The organism is Betaproteobacteria bacterium, from assembly GCA_016709965.1.
GTDB classification, from domain to species: Bacteria; Pseudomonadota; Gammaproteobacteria; order Burkholderiales; family Rhodocyclaceae; genus Azonexus; species Azonexus amarohabitans.
Genome location: JADJLT010000006.1, coordinates 984137 through 1002143, shown reverse-complemented (window position 1 = coordinate 1002143; position 18007 = coordinate 984137). Strand labels below are relative to the sequence as shown.

Sequence of the window (18007 nt, the reverse complement as noted above, 5' to 3'; positions counted from 1 at the left end):
GGCATTCAAGCGATCTTCAACGGAAATAAAGACAAAAAACCATGACAAATGTCGTGGATATCGGCCATTAATGATGAAACTTTGATATTGATCAATTGTTGCCCCTTATCGCCAAAACGATGCTGCGGCCAATCTGACGGCGATGACATTGAGCGTTAGTTTATTTTTGACCGTAAATACTCGTCGACCGCAGCACTCGGCAACGGACGTGAAAAAAGGTAACCCTGAAATTCGTTGCAACCACACAAGGCGAGAATCTCCTTTTCGGGCTCGGTTTCAACGCCTTCGGCAACAATGTGCAGGTTCAAGGCCTTGCCGATAAAGATAATGGCATGAGGAATCGCCATCTCGGTCCCGCCCTTGTCGCACCCAGAGACAAATGATCGATCGATTTTCAGGGTATCAATGGGTAATCGCTGCAAGTAACTCAATGAAGAATAGCCGGTCCCGAAATCGTCAACGGCGATTCGCACGCCAAGCTCCTTGATCGATTGCAGCATGCGTATGGTTTGTTCGACATCGCCCATGATCATGCTCTCGGTGATCTCCAACTCCAGACACTCCGGGTTCAGACCCGATACCGCCAGCGCATCGGCAACCAGGGCGAGCAAGCCCGGTTCGCGTAACTGGCGGGCGGAGAGATTCACGGCCACACTCAGCGCGTTGCCATTAACCATCGGCCATTGAGCCGCGGTTTTGCATGCCGCATAAAGGACCTGTTCGCCAATGGCGAGAATTTGTCCTGTTTCCTCCGCCAGCGGAATGAAGCGGTCAGGTGTCACCATGCCCCGTACACCACTGTGCCATCGAACCAGTGCCTCGAAACCCCTAACCACGCCATCGGTATCAACCTTCGGCTGATAGACCACGCCCAGTTCGCTGTTTTCAATCGCGTAACGCAGGTCCGTCTCAAGCGCAAAGCGTTCTTGCGCCTGCTTATTCAACTCATCGGTGTAAAAGCGGAACTGCCCCTTGCCACACTCCTTGGCAAAATACATGGCCATATCAGCCACGCGCAACAAACCATCCAGATCCTCTGCATCATCCGGAAACAGACTGACCCCGATGCTGCAATCGCTGCGTACGGCATGACCGGCCAGCGATATAGGCTCCCTGATCGCTCCCTGAACGCGTTCAAGCAGTTGGGTCGTATCGTCAATCGTTGTTTGATCGCCCATGATCAGCACAAACTCGTCACCACCGTAGCGGACCACGGTGTCTACATCCCGCACCGCCGAGGTCAGTCGTTGGGAAATTTCAATCAGCAACAAATCTCCGGCGGCATGACCGAGGCTATCGTTGATCACTTTGAAATTGTCCAGATCGACAAAAGCGAGCGCCACTTTGTTGCCCTGTCGCCGGGCCCGCCGTACAGCCTGCTCCAGGCGATCATTGAGCAGATTGCGATTGGGCAGCGCGGTCAGCGGATCATGCGTTGCCTGATGTTGCAGAATCTTCTGATAACGATGGCGCTCGGTAATGTCCTCGACCGTTCCCTCGTAGTAAAGCAGACTGCCATCGGACGAACGGACGGCATGTGCGTTTTCGGCAATCCAGATCCGGCTGCCATCATGGCAAATGATTTCTGATTCGAAGTCCGTCACCCGGCCATCACGGAGGACCAGACGCTTGAAATCCGCCCGGCGCCGCGGGTCGGAATACAGCCCGTTGGAAATATCCGCCAGGCTGCTGATCAGCGCCTCCGGCGTCGGATAACCGTACAAGGTTGCCAGTGCCTGGTTGGCCGCCAGATAACGACCATTTTCGGTACTCTGGAACATGCCGACCACTGAATTCTCAAAGATGCTGCGATAACGCAACTCTGTTTCCGCCAGATGAATCTGTCCCACGACACGATCGGTAATATCTTCCAGATAGGCCTCTAGCTCCGGTTGACCATCGGAATTTCGCAGGCCGACGCCGCGCTCCAGTACCCACTTTTCCTCACCGTCACGGCAAATGATGCGGTACTCGATGGTGTAACGGGAGCCGGTGTCCACGGCGGCCAATATCGTTCCTCGAACCGCAGCCCTGTCCTCTGGATGGGTCAACGACTCCAGGGAATGGTCCGGATTTCCGATCAGATCCTCAGCGCGGTAGCCGGTCAGGCCGTGGCAGCCGGCGCTGACCGCAAGAAGCGTCCAGTACTCGTCCACCTTGCAGCGGAAAAGCATGCCGTCCAGACTGGAGAAAAGCGCTTCCATCGTCGACAGCGCCAGGGTATCTGCCGATTTGCGAGCCGCATCCGGAGCCAATAACTTCATTTCAAGACTCCCGCCCTCAAGCGTGACGTACCTCTACAGCGGCATGATTGCCTTGTTGAGCGGCACTCTGCCTGAGCAGAACCCCACTGTCAGCTATCCATGCAAAAACTTGATCAATGGCGACCGAGGCCAATTCAAAATAGTCCTGGGCTGCAACCGTGACGCCGGAACTAAGCAACATGCGGGTGCGAATCACCCGGGCCATCTGCTGCACCGCAAGCATCGTTTTCTCGGCTTGCTGGCCATGCCCACCCGCCTCGAGTGCCTGATTCAGCAAGGCCTCGGCGCGAGCCACAAGGAACATCAGGCGCACCCGTGTCACCGCCGAGCAGCCGCGACGGGTGGCAACGCTCATGCCGAGTGCCCGTGCCTGACCAAGACACTCGGTCAAGGCCGGCAAACGTATGGTGTAGTTCCGAACCAGCGCTCGCCCGGAGCGCTCGCCAAGCAGCATTTCAACCCTTGATTCGCCAATGGCAGCCAGCCAATGCAGTAACTGGTCAATCAGAAAACTGTGTTGAGCAATACTCTGTTCGACCGATAGTGTGGGCAGCTTTTCCTTGAGGGTTGTCCAATTGAACTGAAAAAGCCCCAATTCGTTCAGCGTAAAGCAGGGATGGGGCTTGCTGCCCTCAGTCCGCGCGACATCTCGCAACTCGGGAATCGCAATTTCGATTTCCCCTGCCTTCCTGTCCAGGCGCAGTATGAAACCCTTGTCCCCAGCCAGCCAGGCCGTACTCATCCCGCGATGTTGCTGCAGATGATTGGTCAATTTAAGCAGGGACTGGCAAGCCCCCAGTGTTTGGTCCATGGAATTGGCATCCTCCAGACGACGATGGCGCACTGCGATGGTAACCGTCACGCCCGCTATCACCAAAGCGATCAGACACATCAGATAAATTATCCACGTCATTCGGCAGTCACTCGTATTGGTATTTCTGTAAATTCCCGATTAACTGAACGGACAACTCATTCAAATATCGGGAAAGTTCGCTGTTCTCGCGGACCAGATGTTCATTGTCATCAGCCAACTGCGCCACTTGCTCAATGTTGCAGGCAAGATTCTGACTCGCTTCGCTTTGCTCACGGCAAGCGGCTGCAATGTCCCGAATCATCTCGAGAGTCTTCCGGGCATTGTTTTCAACCAGGCGCAGCTCGTTGACCGCGATGCCTGCATTCTCAAGGTTACTGGCAGTGCCGGTGGTCGTTGCCGACATTGCGTCAAGCATGCAGTCGACATCCTGACGTATGCCCAAAATTCGCTGCCCGATATCACGCGTGGCATTGCTCGTTCTTTCGGCCAGTTTGCGTACTTCATCGGCAACAACAGCGAAGCCCCGGCCTTGTTCACCCGCACGCGCCGCCTCAATGGCGGCGTTGAGGGCAAGCAAATTGGTCTGGGCGGCAATCTCGGCAATCAAATCGACAATGACGTTTATTTCAAGTGAGCGTACGCCAAGGCGTTCAGCACTATCCGACGTCTGTCTGACCAGATCCACCAGACTTTCAAGCCCGCCAACCAGCACGGCTACCTGCTCGGCGCCGGCAAGCGCCATTCGCCCCGACGCATCAGCCACCTGCGCAGCACCCTGGGCGCTCTCGCTGGTCATTCCGAGGCTTACGGTCAATTGTTCGAGCGTCGCCGACGAAGAGTGCGTGATATCTCGCTGCCGACGTACGCCATCATTCCCGCCAATGGCATTGGTATTGCCCTCGCCGGCAACGCTGGAGATTTCCTGCGACATGCGCGCGAAATTCAGAAACGCACCCGACAACGAACGGGCCATGCCATTCAGCCGCTCCGCCAGCGGCGCAAGCCCACCACACCGTGAAGTATCCATTCTAGTAATCAATCGCCCAGCGGCCAGATCAAGCGCAAAACGATCAATCAGATTCAAGGCAACCTCGAGTCCATACTGGACTTTGAAAAGCAAGGCCGCTGACAATATGAGCATCACACACCCCATTGCGCTGGCGAGACAAACGCCGTCAATGGCCAACCCTGCACCAAGCATTGCCCCGCCAGAAGCGCTTAGTGAATATATGGCGCATTGCCGCCAACGAAGTGCGCTCATCTGGAGAGTCAGAACCGAATCCGGATCATCATTTGCCATTTATTCCAACCATAACAACAAAACTAACAAATAAATGCAAACTTCATGCCACTCCGGCCACCCCGAGAAATGACGACACACTATCAAACACTTAGACACAAAGTCGAAGATCCGACGCCTGGTTTCAGTCGGAGACAGAGGTCAAAAATCCAGACATCAACAGCATCTCCTACAAGCTCGACGATCTGGCGCAGCGCGTCGCCGAACTGCGGAGGTATCTTTGACTACGATCAGAAACGCGAGCGCCTGACCCTCCTGACGCAGGAGATGGAAGACCCGAAGATCTGGGACGACGCCAAGCGCGCCCAGGAACTCGGCCGCGAGAAAAAAACGCTGGAAAACATTGTGCTGGTGCTGGAAGAAGTCCAGGCCGGCCTCGACGATGGCCGCGAACTGTTTGACATGGGTAAGGACGACGGGGACGAAGAGACGCTGCTCTCCGTCGAGTCAGATAACGCCAAGCTGGAAGCCAAGGTCGCTGCCCTTGAATTCCGCCGCATGTTCAACAACCCGATGGACCCGAGCCCCTGCTTCCTGGAAATCCAGGCTGGCGCAGGCGGCACGGAAGCCCAGGACTGGGCCTCGATGCTGTTGCGCATGTATTTGAAATTTGGCGAGAAAAAAGGGTTCACCGTGGAAGTCATGGAAGAATCCGAAGGTGAAGTCGCCGGCATCAAGGGTGCCACCGTCAAGTTTACCGGCGACTACGCTTACGGCACGCTGCGCACCGAAACCGGCATCCACCGCCTGGTCCGCAAGTCGCCGTTCGACTCTGCTGCTCGTCGCCATACCAGCTTCACCTCGGTGTTTGTCTTCCCGGAAGTCGATGACTCGATCGAGATCAACATCAACCCGGCCGATGTCCGCACCGATACCTACCGCGCTTCCGGCGCTGGCGGCCAGCACATCAACAAGACCGACTCGGCCGTGCGTCTGACCCACGTCCCGACCGGTATCGTCGTCCAGTGCCAGAACGACCGTTCGCAGCACCGCAACCGCGATGAAGCCTGGCAGATGCTGCGCGCCCGCATCTACGAGCACGAGCTGCGCAAGCAGCAGGCCGAGCAGCAGAAGCTGGAAGACGCCAAGTCGGATATCGGTTGGGGCCACCAGATCCGTTCCTACGTGCTCGACCAGTCGCGCATCAAGGACCTGCGGACCAATCACGAAACCGGCAACACCCAGGGCGTTCTTGATGGTGATCTTGATCCCTTCATCGAAGCCAGCCTGAAGCAAGGCGTTTAAGTCAGTGATGGTCAGCCAATGAGATGTTTCAAATGGCTGGCCACTCTGATTCTGCTGCCCATTACAGTTGTTGCAGCACTGATATTTTTCGCCACTGACAACCGTGCACTGGTCGAGCGCAGCGAAGTTATATCGCCCTATTCGATCATTCACGCAAAGCAGATTTTTTTGCGAAATGATCCCCGTCGGCAGCGCAACGGCGAAATCCGCACGGCGACGATTCCGTCGGCGCTCATCGATGAAGGCATGAACTACGTGGCAGGAAGATATCTGCATGGGCGCGGTGCCTTTGTGCTTGGCGAAAACGCAGGGGAAATTCGCTTCACCATTGCCTTGCCGGCTCGTCGATTCGTGAATCTGCGCACCCAGGTCAACATCGTCGATGGCAAACCTGACATCGACAATGCCAGCCTGGGTTCGCTGCCTGTACCTGCCGCCCTTGTCAAATTCGCGATGGAAAAAGCGGTCACGGCCTATGGCTTTGGAAAGGAATGGGCGTTGGCCGCCCAAGCCATCCAGTCAGTCAGCGCTACGCCGAGCAGCGGTATTGTTGCCATAACCTACATCTGGCAGCCAACCATTCTCGAGCGGGCCCGCGCCGCAGCAATCCAGGAAGACGATGTCCAGCGACTGCGCAGCGCCCAGACATCACTGGCCGCCCTTGTTGCCCATCGTGCACCGGGCACTGCGCTTCCGCTGTCAGAAGTCATTCACGGGACGTTTTCCGATTCCGGCGATGATCCCGTCAAATCGGGGCGGGCCGTACTGCTCGTCCTCGCCAGTCATCTGGCCGGAAAGGACCTGGCAGCACTGGTTCCCGCCGCTCGAAGCTGGCCACGCATTCGATGGGTCAATATGACACTGGCGGGCCGCCATGACCTCGCCCAGCATTTCGTTGTTTCAGCTGCGCTCGCCGCCTGGGCAGGCGAACCTGTCGCTGATGCCATCGGACTCTACAAGGAGTTGGAAGATGCTCGCGACGGCAGTGGGTTCTCGTTCATCGATCTCTCTGCCGACCGCGCCGGGACCCGATTTGGTGAAACACTGATCGCTCATGCCGAGCCGCTACTCACGACCATACGAAATGGCCTCGTCGATGCACAATTGCTGCCACCGGTCGCCGATCTGCCGGAATCGTTGCACGGTGCAGAATTCACTAACCGCTTCGGAAACCACCAAAGCGCCGCCTTCAAGGCCATGCAGCAGGAAATCGAGCGTCGGCTCGATACCCTGCCGATTTACCGCTAGATCAACGCCATGCTCACCAATCTTTTTGCCGATCTCCCACCCCTCGGTAGTACTGAAGAACAATTTACCCAGCTTCTCTGCGAACCCGGCCTGGTTGTGGAACGGATTGTTTCGACGGGACAATGCAGCCCGCCCGCGTTCTGGTACGAGCAAGCTGCAGCGGAGTGGGTAGTGCTGATCAGTGGCGAGGCATTGCTCCGCTTCGAAGACGAAAACGAAGCGCGTCGATTGAGGCCAGGCGATTGCATCGATATTGCGGCAGGACGCCGACACCAAGTCGAGTGGACCGCGACGGATCAATCAACGATCTGGCTTGCTATCCACCGCCCTGTCCTGCCGACATCGCCGCGCTAGTCGGCGCCCCTTAACCTCGCAAGCTCAGGGTTTACTCACCGAGGTGTCGAGCAATGCCGTCTCGTGCTCACTTTTTTGCGAAAGCCAGCGCAGGACGACCGAATACAACAGCCGAGCGTTGATCGGTTTCGGTATGAAATCATTCATGCCCGCGTCGAAGCAGCGCTGCCTGTCGCCCTCGGAGGCATTCGCTGTCACCGCAATGATGGGCACAGCGGAATACTCGGGTAATGTGCGGATAACCCTTGTCGCCTGCAAGCCATCCATGTGTGGCATCTGGATATCCATCAGGATCAGCGTATAACTTTTCTCTCTTACTGACTTCAAGGCAGCCAACCCGTCTTCGGCCACATCGACCTGCAGTCCTGCCGTCGAAAGAAGGGAGCGCGCGACGTGACGATTGACCGGGTCATCCTCGACCAAAAGAACAGGAAAGTCAGCGAATAGCGTGGCAATCGTCAAAGCCGGGGATGCCGTGTCTTCCCCTACCCCGGGTTCGGCAGCCCGGGCCAGGCGAGCCGTAAACCAGAAGGTGCTGCCTTGGCCCGGATCACTGCTCACCCCCACTTCGCCGCCCATCAGACGAGCCAGTTCACGAGTAATGGTCAGTCCCAGACCTGTCCCACCGAAGCGACGGGTCATCGAGCCGTCTGCCTGATGAAAAGACTCAAACAGCAAACCGAGATGTTTTTCCTCTATACCGATGCCCGTATCAGTCACTTCAAAGCGCAGCATGAAGTGTGATTTGCCTTGCTCAGTAGCAGAAACCTTCAGGATGATTGAACCTTGCTCGGTAAACTTGACCGCATTCGATGCGTAGTTGAGCAAGGCTTGTGTCAGGCGAGTGGGATCGCCACAAAGCTGAGCAGGCAATGAATCGGCATCGACCCGCACCGCAATGCCTTTGGCGGCAGCCCGTCGCTTGATCATTTCCGCCACATTGGCAAGAACATCGTGGGCTGAAAGAGAGATCGCCTCGAGTTCCAGCTTGCCGGATTCAATTTGCGAGAAATCGAGAATGTCTTCAACCAGGCCGAGCAAATGACGACCTGATGAGTCTATGTGGTCGACGCACTCACGCTGCTCAGTTGCCAATACCCCTCGTTTAAGTAGATACGTCATGCCAATGATGGCATTGAGCGGCGTGCGAAGCTCGTGGCTCATGTTGGACAGGAATTCTGCCTTCATGCGGCCAAGGCGCTCGGCAGACTCACGGGCCCGCAATAACTCATCCGCCAGCGTTTGCTCCTCGCTGATATCCATTGTCAGCAAGGCGAACCGGCGACCACCATCGGCCGGATCTATCTCCAACGAGGAAAGCTGCAGTGGGAATATGTGACTATCACCACGCAGCCCGCCAAAGCGCAGTCGCTGCACACTCTGTTGGGCAATCAGCCAACGCAGGGTATCGATGCTACCCGCTCCGCCTGCTTCGCTGACCAGCAGGCTGCTGAAATTGATGACTTCGACGGCGCCTTCAATGCCAAACATTTTCCGGGCATTGCCATCCATGGACAGGATGAAGCCCTCGTCGTCAATGACTGTTACGCCAAGCTCGGTGGCGGCGAGCAGTTCGCCATTACGTTCTGTCGCCCGTTTGCGCGAAACCAGATTGTAGATACGCGCCCGAAGCTCTTCGGAAAAAACCGGCTTCGCAACGTAATCATCAATGCCCTAATGGAACAACTCAACACGCCGCGCCTGACTGTCAAAAGCTGTCACAGCGAGAATGGGAATGCTGCCCTTTGGCGGTTCGAGGCGGCGGATACGGTTAATCAGGCGAGCACCGCTCATGCTGCCACCGAGCACCACATCAGTCAGCACCAGATCATAGTCACCCGACAGAAAAGCCGGCCACGCATCATCTGCCGACTCAAAGGCATCCACCGTCGCCCCCCAGTCCCGCAGCTGTGCCTGAAGCGCCAAGCGCTGATCAAGCGCATCTTCAATATAGAGTATGCGGCAACGCAGGGGCTGATGCACCGCCAGAAAATGGCGCGTAAAGGCAACGAGCTCATCCAGATCCTGCTTGCGAAATACCTCGGTAATTCCAGCCTGAGTTGCCTGCAATGACAACTCGCTAGTCGGCGTGCCAGTCAGCAGGACAATGGGCGCCGCAGGAACCCGCCCTACCACTCGCAACTGCCTGGCCAGGGCCAAGCCGTCACCATCGGAAAGCTGCCCGGCGACAATGACGAAATCGAAAGCCCTGCTCTCGCTCGCCGCCAGCGCCTCGCTCCCGGAAGATGCCAACACAAAGACCACGCCGCGAAAACGACGAAAACTTTGTTGAAGAATCTCCCGAAAGAGCGGTGAGCTCTCGATCAGCAGAATGTCCACGAAATGGCCCTAGTGAGATAAATGTTATTATTGATAATAACATTATGTCGGCATTAAATCATCTTGAATTTACGCACTAAAACGGGGGAAATTCGTATTCAGAATTTGATCTCAATATTCTGAAAATAATGATTTTTTCCGGTTGACCGTAGCAATGTCGTTGCTGTTTTCTTGCCGTCAAACAGCGAACGCAAAAGATTAGAAAGCAACAAAAAAACCCATACCCTGAACATCCAGCGCACAAATCGACACACTGTGACATCCCGAATAAATTCTGATTCCCTCTACTTTTTTGCAGCGATACAATGACATTGGGAAAACAAGATCGATGATCCGATCATGCCAAACGATTATGTCACTGAGCGTCTGAACTTACGCCATGCAAGCATCAGGAATGATCTGCCTCCTTGGATATGGCTTTACGAATTACGTCCCCCCGGCCCGGTCGAAGCACTGAGTTGTGCAGCCGGCGGACTTGAGTATGCCCGGCTGATGTATGCCGCAGCCAATCCGGAAACTCCGTTCAACGACGCCCACCTTTTCGATACCTTGATCAGTCACGGCGACACAGAAGCAGCCTGCGCCGCCGCACTCATTGGCATGAATTCAGTACTGGAAGCTGGAAACGATTTCAGGGAATTCAACACATGGCTAATCCGCATCGATAGCCTCATCACCCGGCCTGAACTTTCCGCTCATGGTCGAGGCGCACTACTCATACAGACAGCCATCGCCCAACTGCTAGGCCCCGGCCAACTGGACGATACCCTGGTTACCCTTGAAGCCCTGGAAGACGCTGCCGAAGCTGCTGGCTCCGATGCCCAGCGGATCATTCACGCCAGCCTGCGAGGCTACTGCGAGTTGATGTCGGGCCGCCTGAAAGTTGCTGATGCCATTGTCCGCGACGCCGCCTACATCAGCCCGGAACCCGAGATCAATCTGATCCCGAAAATTCATCTACAGGCCAGCCTGGGTTTGATCAACACGATCCGCAACAATTTGTGCGATGCCAGGGAATGTCTGAACACACTAATCTCCAGCCCTGCTTTTGATCGACTACCATCGCCGCTCTGGCTACTCAGCATGGGACATCGCCTGCTCTCCCTTGCCGTTGCCAACGACCAACCGGCAGAACTTGAAGCCATCGCTGATCGGATTCGAGCGCACAGCATTCCATCGCACAAGCACTATCACCGCAGCTATACCCACTACGCTCTCGGCGCAGCTGAACTGCTCACAAGCCACCCCGAAGCCGCCCTCTTCCATGCCGAAACTGCCATCCAGATGGCAAAGCGATGCTACAGCGCAGTTGCCGAAAGGACATCGAGCCTCCTTGCCATACAGGCCCTTGCCGATCTCGGACAACACGAGCACGCCTTGAACTGGCTGGCGGCCAGCGTGGACGGCTGGAACAAAGCTGGCGCCCATCTGTTAACCGCTAGCGGCGCACTCGAAGAAGCGCAGCTGTACCTTGAACTTGGCCGCCCGGACCTGGCCCATAGCGCACTTGATCGCGCCCGCGCCGCCATTCCAACCGGCGAAACGCTCCCTTGCAACCTGCGCCGCCCAGAGTTCATCACCCAACTACTTGCCCGCCTCAACCCGCCATCAAAACCCGCCACGATGCCCCAGCTGGACCCACGCCCGGTCCAGATCACCACCTTTAGCGAGCTATGCGTCGAAATCAACGGAAAAAGACTCTATGACCGCGATTGGCATGGCACCCGCACCAAGACACTACTTAAGGCCCTGATCGTCCTCGGTGGCTACAAGGTTTCCGCGGAACGCCTCTGCGACCTGCTATGGCCCGATGCTGATGGCGATGTCGCCCGCAACAACCTCAAGGTGGCGCTATGGCGACTTCGTCATTTGGGCTGCAAGAAAAGCGAAACACCTCTACCCTGGGTGGTCATCCAGCATGGATATATTTCACTGGTTGCTGGTCTTTGCCGGATCGACTGCATCGAGTTTCAACACGCATTCCATGAAGCCGAAACCAGCCAAGACACGAGCCAACTCTCTACGCTGCTGCTGACAATCCCCGCCAATTTCCTATCCAACGACGACAGCGAACCATGGATCATCGAGCACCGCGAAACGCTCCTGCGAACCGGCTTGCGCGCTGCTTATGCCGTTGCTGAAGCGGCAATCCATAATTCAACAATCCCCGACCCGAGCCCCATTCTGGAAAATTTCCTGCGATTGGCACCAGCAGACAAGCGCTGCAAGGGATTATTGAAAACGCTCGAACTTAACCGCATGTAACCCGTTTGTAACCGGCGCATCCGTAAACTGAAACGGTCGCTGCCACTTCAGAAATCGCGCTCAGCAACGGGGGTTATACCGAAATGAAATTCCAAGTCACTATTACATCGTTTCTGTTGGTTGCAGCTCAGGCCGGAGCAGTTCCCAATTACAACGCAATTGACCTGGGGTCGCTCGGTGGCGGAACCACTTGGGCAACCGGCATCAATGAATCGGGTCAGGTGGTTGGGTTCTCGACGACATCTCTAGGTGGTCCTTACCATGCCTATTTCTGGCAAAACGATGGCTTCGGCATGCGCGATCTGGGCACGCTGACACCAGCGTTGAGTTTTGCCACCAGTCAGGCTTTCGCCATCAACGATGCCGGGCAAGTTGCAGGAGGATCCTACGCCGGCACTTACCAAGCTTTTACCACAGGCCCCCAAGGCATCGGACTGACGAATATCAGCCCACCCAACGTCTGGTCAACAGAAGCCACAGGCATCAATAACCGCGGACAGATGGCCGGTATTTTTAATGACCAAAACATATTTCCTTACAGCCACGCCTTCATTATGAATGCGGATGGTTCTGGCTTTAGGGATCTCGGTACCCTCGGTAGCGCCTTCAGCTCAGCAAACAGCATCAACGATGCAGGCCAAGTAACAGGAGATGCCTATGCCGCAGGACCGAACCAGTTCATGCATGCCTTCATCACCGATGAGAACGGCTACAACATGCGCGACCTCGGCACATTGGGTGGCAATGTCAGCTATGGGCATGCCATCAACAACCTTGGCCAGGTTGCCGGCACATCAACCACCGCAACTGGCTATAACCGCGCCTTTCTTACCGATGCAAATGGCAGCAACATGCGTGATCTGGGTAACCTCGCCCAACGCGACGACTTCGAGAGTTGGGCCAACGGCCTCAACGATCAGGGGCAGGTCGTCGGGTGGTCCGCTTCCATGAACGGTATGTCGGCCTTCGTCACTGGCCTCAACGGTAGCGGCATGTACGATCTCAATTCACTGGTCACCTTACCTGCTGGCGTCGGACTTTCTGAGGCAAACGGTATCAACGAATTGGGACAAATCATCGCCCGAGACAGAAACGGTCACGCCTACCTGCTCACGCCCGTACCAGAACCGACCGCCGCGACGATGCTGCTGGCCGGATTGGCGATGCTGGGCGCCGTTGGAGGGAAGCGGTCCCGAAAATTGATTGGCCTCAAATAGGGATCTGCCAATTTCACGATTTCAATGAACCAAAGCATATCGGGAAATTGGTAATAAAAAGGACATCCAGCGGCATTTCTCTCGCACCGCTGATACGTATTCTCTCTCATGAAGGTAATTGCATTTACCGGAAACATCCGAGCTACACCCGACAACAAATGAGCACCGCCCCATCTACCCACTTGAGATATTCATATCTACCAGCCGCGTGTTATGGCTGACACCGTGTCAGCCTACCGGCTTGAAAGGAGATTGCCATGCCCCGAAAATTGATGAATCTTTCTGTGACCGTTGCACTCTTGGCAGCACTGAGCCTCAGTACCTTCCAAGCAAGTGCCGCGGAACTCTTGGGCTTCAACATCAGCTCGACTTACAGCGTTCTTGGCTCCATGAACGAGCCAACCGCACCAATTCCACTGCAGGTTTTGCTGGATACTCCTGCGAGCCAAGTCACGTTTATTACCTTAAGCAGCTCAGATCGCAGCGTTTTCGATACTTTTTCAACAATGGCAATTCCAACCGGCGAAACATCCGGCATCGTAAGGGTCAGCGCACTCAGCTTGGGCACGGCACAGCTGATGGCAGGTCTCGGGGGGGCGCTTGCGAGCGCCAACATAACGGTTGTCAGCCAAATTCCCGCTGTACCTGAACCCTCCGCACTATTGATGCTCACAGTTGGTTTGGCTTTTATAGGCGGCGCTGCAAAATGCCGCTCTCACAGCAATTAGCGCATCGGAGGAAGCCAAGCTACGCTACCTTGTTTCGGTGAATCCGAACGCAGCGATGAATTTTATTCGCTCCTTCCGAGCGCAGGCGGCTGTGAAAAACAGGGATCTGACCTTGATTTCTGAATCACTGCTGCAAATTATCGCCTGACCAAGAATTCCGACTGAGTTCGCCCGGGGCTTATAGCGAGCGTTCATATTTTCAATTTTTTCCAGTTGACCGTGGAGATGCGGATTTTCCGCGAAACGTATTTATCCCCTTTAACGGTGTAAAGGAAATGCCGTCGCCATCACGGTAGAATCGACCGCAACCTCTGCCCGCTGTCGCATCGAAATACTTGCTGACACTTGGCGCCGCACCCAATTCCAGAGATGCCCATGACCGATTCGAGCACATCGTCCAGTTCCGGAAACTTCCAAGGCAGCACATTGGATCTGGAAGCCTTTCAGGTCTTGATCAAATCGCCGATCCGCCATGAACAGCGGGAAATTGCACTGTCTGCTTGGAGCGAATACAAGTTAGGGCAGCAAGCCGACTACGTTCAGCATGCCAAAGGGACGGGGAGCGGCAAACATGGCCTTTGGGGCAAAGGCGACTACATTCGCTCGCTGACTGCACCGGCCATCGATTTGCGTGGCGGGACGTTCACCGATGTGGTGCTAGGTTACGCGGACTTGCGTGGCGTTCGTTTCGATCATGCTGTGTTCAATACCGAGCACCTGCAGTGGATGGCGATGAAAGGTGCAAAACTGCAAGGCGCCAGCCTGCGCGATGCACGTTTCACTGCTGCCCGTCTGATGGAAGCCGACCTGCGCGGTGCCGACCTGACCCATGCACAGCTTGTGGACGCAGATTTAACGGGTGCCAATCTCGGCGCTGCCTGCCTGAATGGCGCCGATCTCTCCAACGCCGACCTGCGCGATGCCAATCTCACCCACGCCTCGCTGCAGGGAGCCAACCTGAGTGGCGCTGATCTATCGGGTGCCAACCTCGTTGGCGCCGACCTGCGGGGAACCAATCTGTGTGGCTGCCGGGTTTATGGCATCTCGGCCTGGGATGTCCAGTTCAACGAAGACGACGGTTTGCGCCAGGATCTGATTGTCACGCCAAGTGGGCAGCCCGACGTGGCGGTGGACAATATCGAGGTTGCCCAATTTGTTTATATGTTGCTCAACAACCCCAAAATTCGAGGTGTACTCGACACGGTATGCAAAAAAGGGGTGCTGATCCTTGGCCGCTTCACCGCCGAGCGAAAGGCGGTGCTTGATGCGCTGCGTTCCGGACTGCGCGAACGCGGTTACCTGCCAATGATCTTCGACTTTGACAAACCGCAGGAACGTGATCTGACGGAAACCATTCGGACACTCGCCGGACTCAGCCGATTTATCATTGCCGACATCACCAATCCGCGTTCCAGTCCGCTCGAATTGCAGGCCATCGTGCCCGACTACATGGTTCCGCTGGTGCCCATCATCGCCGAGGGCGAAGACGCCTTCCCGATGCTCAAGGACTTATGGGTCAAGTACAACTGGGTTCTTGATCCGCTGGAATACCCAAGTTGTGAGGCGTTACTGGAAGTGATCGAACCGGCCATCATCGAGCCGGCATTGCAAAAACATGCCGAGCTTCTCGCAGCAAAGGCCAAGGTGCTGCGTACGCGCAGCGTGTCTCAATACAATGGCGGGTAGATGGCTGCGCGCCTGGCTAGCTGAGAAAAATTTCGTTTTTCCCAATATTTTCCGGTTGACCGTGGAATCCCCGATTATCCGGGATAACGCTGCCTGACTTTTCGCTTGTCAGCATCACCGTTCAGTACCAATATTGAATGGCTTTCCATTAAGCTGCGAAGCCAGATTCCACAAGCCATTATTTCCGGATCGGCTGATTCCGCCCTGACAGCTCGTCACTCATGCGCATGGCCGCATCGCTGAACAATCCACCAGCGTTTCGTCTGCAGAACTGGTCCAGTTTTATTTCCACGGTACCGCTGGAAATGGTCGATACCTGCTGATTGGGCGCCGCGTAGTTGTGCCCGGTCAGGAATCCGCGCACCCAGACGATATAGCTTGTGCGCAGATCGGGATCGTCTTTGGATTTAGTCCACGCAGCGCAACTCATGTCATCGAAGCCCAGCACATTCAGGCCGGCTGCCGTCGATGGGCCGCTGAGCACGGTGGCGCAGAGCACGGCTATCGTTGGTAATGGATTTCTGAAACGCATCTATTGTTCTCTCTTCGTTGGCAGGTCGCTTCACACAGTCTCCCGCATGAAGATTATGCCCTTGTTGGTGCACTGAGAGAACGCGCCGATTCATTACCGGGTCTGGGTAATTACTCGGATAGCTGTTATTTGCCCAAAGGTAGCAATCACGGAAATTCGGATTTTGGTCGCTTTTTCCAGTTGACCGTAGCAGCCACCTTCCGGCTCATATCCGCCCCTCGTGGGCCATTCCCCCAGCCGAAGCCGGCCGCAAAAGCCAATTTGATCAAATTCTCGTAGGCTGCCGCTTGCCAATCGCTTACATCGGCGCATCGCGCAGCGCAGGCGCTCGTCCCGGAGACCAAGCCCGCGTATCAATGATCCTTGTCGGGCACCCCCTAAATCGGCGAAAATTCAGTGTTTTACGCGGTCGACCGCAGCAAACCCCATTTTTGAAGGATCTTCCCTCATGGCCACCACCGACAATACCGAACAGCAAGCGCCGGTTCAGCAGGACGAAAACCAGCTTATCGCCGAGCGCCGCGCCAAACTGGCCGAGTGGCGCAAGACCGGGAAAGCCTTCCCGAACGACTTCCAGCGTGAGAACACCGCTGCCAAAGTCCTCGAAGGCTATGGTGAGAAGACGACTGAAGAACTCGCAGAGCTGCCAGTTGAAGTCAAGCTCGCCGGCCGCATGATGCTCAAGCGCGTCATGGGCAAGGCATCCTTCGCCACCATTCAGGACCTGTCGGGTCGCATCCAGCTGTACATCACCCGCGACCGCGTCGGCGAAGAGGTCTATGCCGACTTCAAGACCTGGGATCTGGGCGACATCATTGGCGTCACCGGTAGCCTGATGAAGACCAAGACCGGCGAGCTGTCCATCCAGGCCGCCGAAATCCGCCTGCTGACCAAGTCGCTGCGCCCGCTGCCGGACAAGTTCCATGGCCTGGCTGACCAGGAAATGAAGTATCGCCAGCGTTACGTCGACCTGATCATGAACGAGGAAACTCGCTTCACCTTCCGCGCCCGTTCGGCCATCGTGTCGTCGATCCGCAATTTCATGACCGGCCACGGTTTCATGGAAGTCGAAACGCCGATGATGCATCCGATCCCCGGTGGCGCCTCGGCCAAGCCTTTCGTCACGCACCACAACGCGCTCGACATGCAGCAGTTCCTGCGCATCGCCCCGGAGCTCTACCTGAAGCGCCTGGTCGTTGGCGGTTTCGAGAAGGTCTTCGAAATCAACCGCAACTTCCGCAACGAAGGTTTGAGTCCGCGCCATAACCCGGAATTCACGATGATGGAATTCTACGAGGCGTACGCGAATTACCACACGCTGATGGATTTCACCGAAGGCCTGCTCCGCCACACCGCCCGCGAGGCGCTGGGCAAGGAAGTCTTCGTCTATCAGGGCCGCGAACTTGACCTCTCCAAGCCTTTCCATCGCCTGACCATCAACCAGGCTATCCAGCGCCAGCATCCGGAATTCTCCGATGCCGAGTTGGCCGACACCGATTTCCTCAAAACCAAGATCAAGCACTTCGGCGAGCCGGTCAAGGCAGGCGGACTGGGCAGCCTGCAATTGCAGCTTTTCGAAGCCTGTGCCGAAGCCCAGTGCTGGGAACCGACCTTCATCATCGATTACCCGGTCGAAGTCTCGCCGCTGGCCCGTGCTTCCGATACGAATCCGGAGATTACGGAACGCTTTGAGCTGTTCATTGTCGGGCGTGAAATCGCCAATGGTTTCTCCGAGTTGAATGATGCGGAAGACCAGGCAGCGCGCTTCCAGGAACAGATGAAGGCCAAGGATGCTGGCGACGAAGAGGCAATGTATTACGACGCCGATTTCATTCGCGCGCTGGAATACGGCCTGCCGCCAACCGGTGGCTGTGGGATCGGGATTGATCGACTGATCATGCTGCTGACCGATGCGGCGGCGATTCGGGATGTCATCCTTTTCCCCTCCATGCGCCCTGAGTGATACGTGGCTGCGCTTGCCAATACTGCGTTGCACGGCACCTTGCATAGCGCT

At 56.1% G+C, this 18007-nt stretch carries 14 protein-coding genes; 8 read left to right on the top strand and 6 right to left on the bottom strand.

Annotation, left to right across the window (positions count from 1 at the left end):
* Nucleotides 1-155 precede the first annotated feature (155 nt).
* From IPJ12_19200 to IPJ12_19190, 3 genes are read right to left on the bottom strand one after another with little or no spacing between them, the layout of a single operon-like run.
* Nucleotides 156-2264, bottom strand: a complete 2109-nt coding sequence (locus tag IPJ12_19200) for an EAL domain-containing protein (GenBank protein ID MBK7649224.1) — start codon at nt 2262-2264, stop codon at nt 156-158.
* Nucleotides 2265-2280: 16 nt separating this feature from the next.
* Complete coding sequence (locus IPJ12_19195) at nt 2281-3177, bottom strand: nitrate- and nitrite sensing domain-containing protein (GenBank protein ID MBK7649223.1); 897 nt, start codon at nt 3175-3177, stop codon at nt 2281-2283.
* Nucleotides 3178-3184: 7 nt separating this feature from the next.
* Nucleotides 3185-4219 (bottom strand): hypothetical protein, encoded by a 1035-nt coding sequence (locus tag IPJ12_19190; GenBank protein MBK7649222.1) that lies wholly within the window; start codon nt 4217-4219, stop codon nt 3185-3187.
* A 314-nt stretch (nt 4220-4533) separates the two neighbouring features.
* On the opposite strand from IPJ12_19190, the gene prfB reads away from it, so the two are divergent.
* From prfB to IPJ12_19175, 3 genes are all read left to right on the top strand, one after another.
* A protein-coding gene (gene prfB / locus IPJ12_19185) for a peptide chain release factor 2 (protein MBK7649221.1) occupies nt 4534-5623 on the top strand; the annotation gives its coding sequence in 2 pieces (ribosomal slippage) (nt 4534-4599 and nt 4601-5623; 1089 coding nt in all).
* An 18-nt stretch (nt 5624-5641) separates the two neighbouring features.
* Complete coding sequence (locus tag IPJ12_19180; GenBank protein ID MBK7649220.1) at nt 5642-6871, top strand: hypothetical protein; 1230 nt, start codon at nt 5642-5644, stop codon at nt 6869-6871.
* A gap of 9 nt (nt 6872-6880) precedes the next feature.
* Complete coding sequence (locus IPJ12_19175) at nt 6881-7225, top strand: cupin domain-containing protein (GenBank protein MBK7649219.1); 345 nt, start codon at nt 6881-6883, stop codon at nt 7223-7225.
* Nucleotides 7226-7249: 24 nt separating this feature from the next.
* On the opposite strand, the gene IPJ12_19170 is transcribed toward IPJ12_19175, so the two are convergent.
* Both IPJ12_19170 and IPJ12_19165 read right to left on the bottom strand, forming a co-directional pair.
* Nucleotides 7250-8716, bottom strand: a complete 1467-nt coding sequence (locus tag IPJ12_19170; GenBank protein MBK7649218.1) for a response regulator — start codon at nt 8714-8716, stop codon at nt 7250-7252.
* Nucleotides 8717-8899: 183 nt separating this feature from the next.
* Entirely contained in the window at nt 8900-9565 is a 666-nt protein-coding gene (locus tag IPJ12_19165) for a response regulator (protein ID MBK7649217.1), read from the bottom strand.
* Nucleotides 9566-9904: 339 nt separating this feature from the next.
* Between IPJ12_19165 and IPJ12_19160 the strand changes: the two genes are divergently transcribed.
* The 4 genes from IPJ12_19160 to IPJ12_19145 all read left to right on the top strand — a co-directional run bounded on the left by IPJ12_19160 (nt 9905) and on the right by IPJ12_19145 (nt 15461).
* Entirely contained in the window at nt 9905-11830 is a 1926-nt protein-coding gene (locus IPJ12_19160) for a hypothetical protein (GenBank protein MBK7649216.1), read from the top strand.
* 83 nt (nt 11831-11913) lie between these two features.
* Complete coding sequence (locus IPJ12_19155; protein ID MBK7649215.1) at nt 11914-13047, top strand: PEP-CTERM sorting domain-containing protein; 1134 nt, start codon at nt 11914-11916, stop codon at nt 13045-13047.
* Nucleotides 13048-13304: 257 nt separating this feature from the next.
* Complete coding sequence (locus IPJ12_19150) at nt 13305-13775, top strand: PEP-CTERM sorting domain-containing protein (protein MBK7649214.1); 471 nt, start codon at nt 13305-13307, stop codon at nt 13773-13775.
* 369 nt (nt 13776-14144) lie between these two features.
* A complete protein-coding gene (locus tag IPJ12_19145) occupies nt 14145-15461 on the top strand; it encodes a pentapeptide repeat-containing protein (protein ID MBK7649213.1) in 1317 nt (438 codons plus the stop codon).
* A gap of 178 nt (nt 15462-15639) precedes the next feature.
* Here the strand turns inward: IPJ12_19145 and IPJ12_19140 are convergent, their stop codons facing one another.
* Entirely contained in the window at nt 15640-15993 is a 354-nt protein-coding gene (locus IPJ12_19140) for a hypothetical protein (GenBank protein MBK7649212.1), read from the bottom strand.
* 448 nt (nt 15994-16441) lie between these two features.
* Between IPJ12_19140 and lysS the strand changes: the two genes are divergently transcribed.
* Nucleotides 16442-17956, top strand: coding sequence for a lysine--tRNA ligase (gene lysS, locus IPJ12_19135; protein MBK7649211.1), 1515 nt, complete (start codon nt 16442-16444; stop codon nt 17954-17956).
* The last annotated feature ends 51 nt before the right edge of the window (nt 17957-18007 follow it).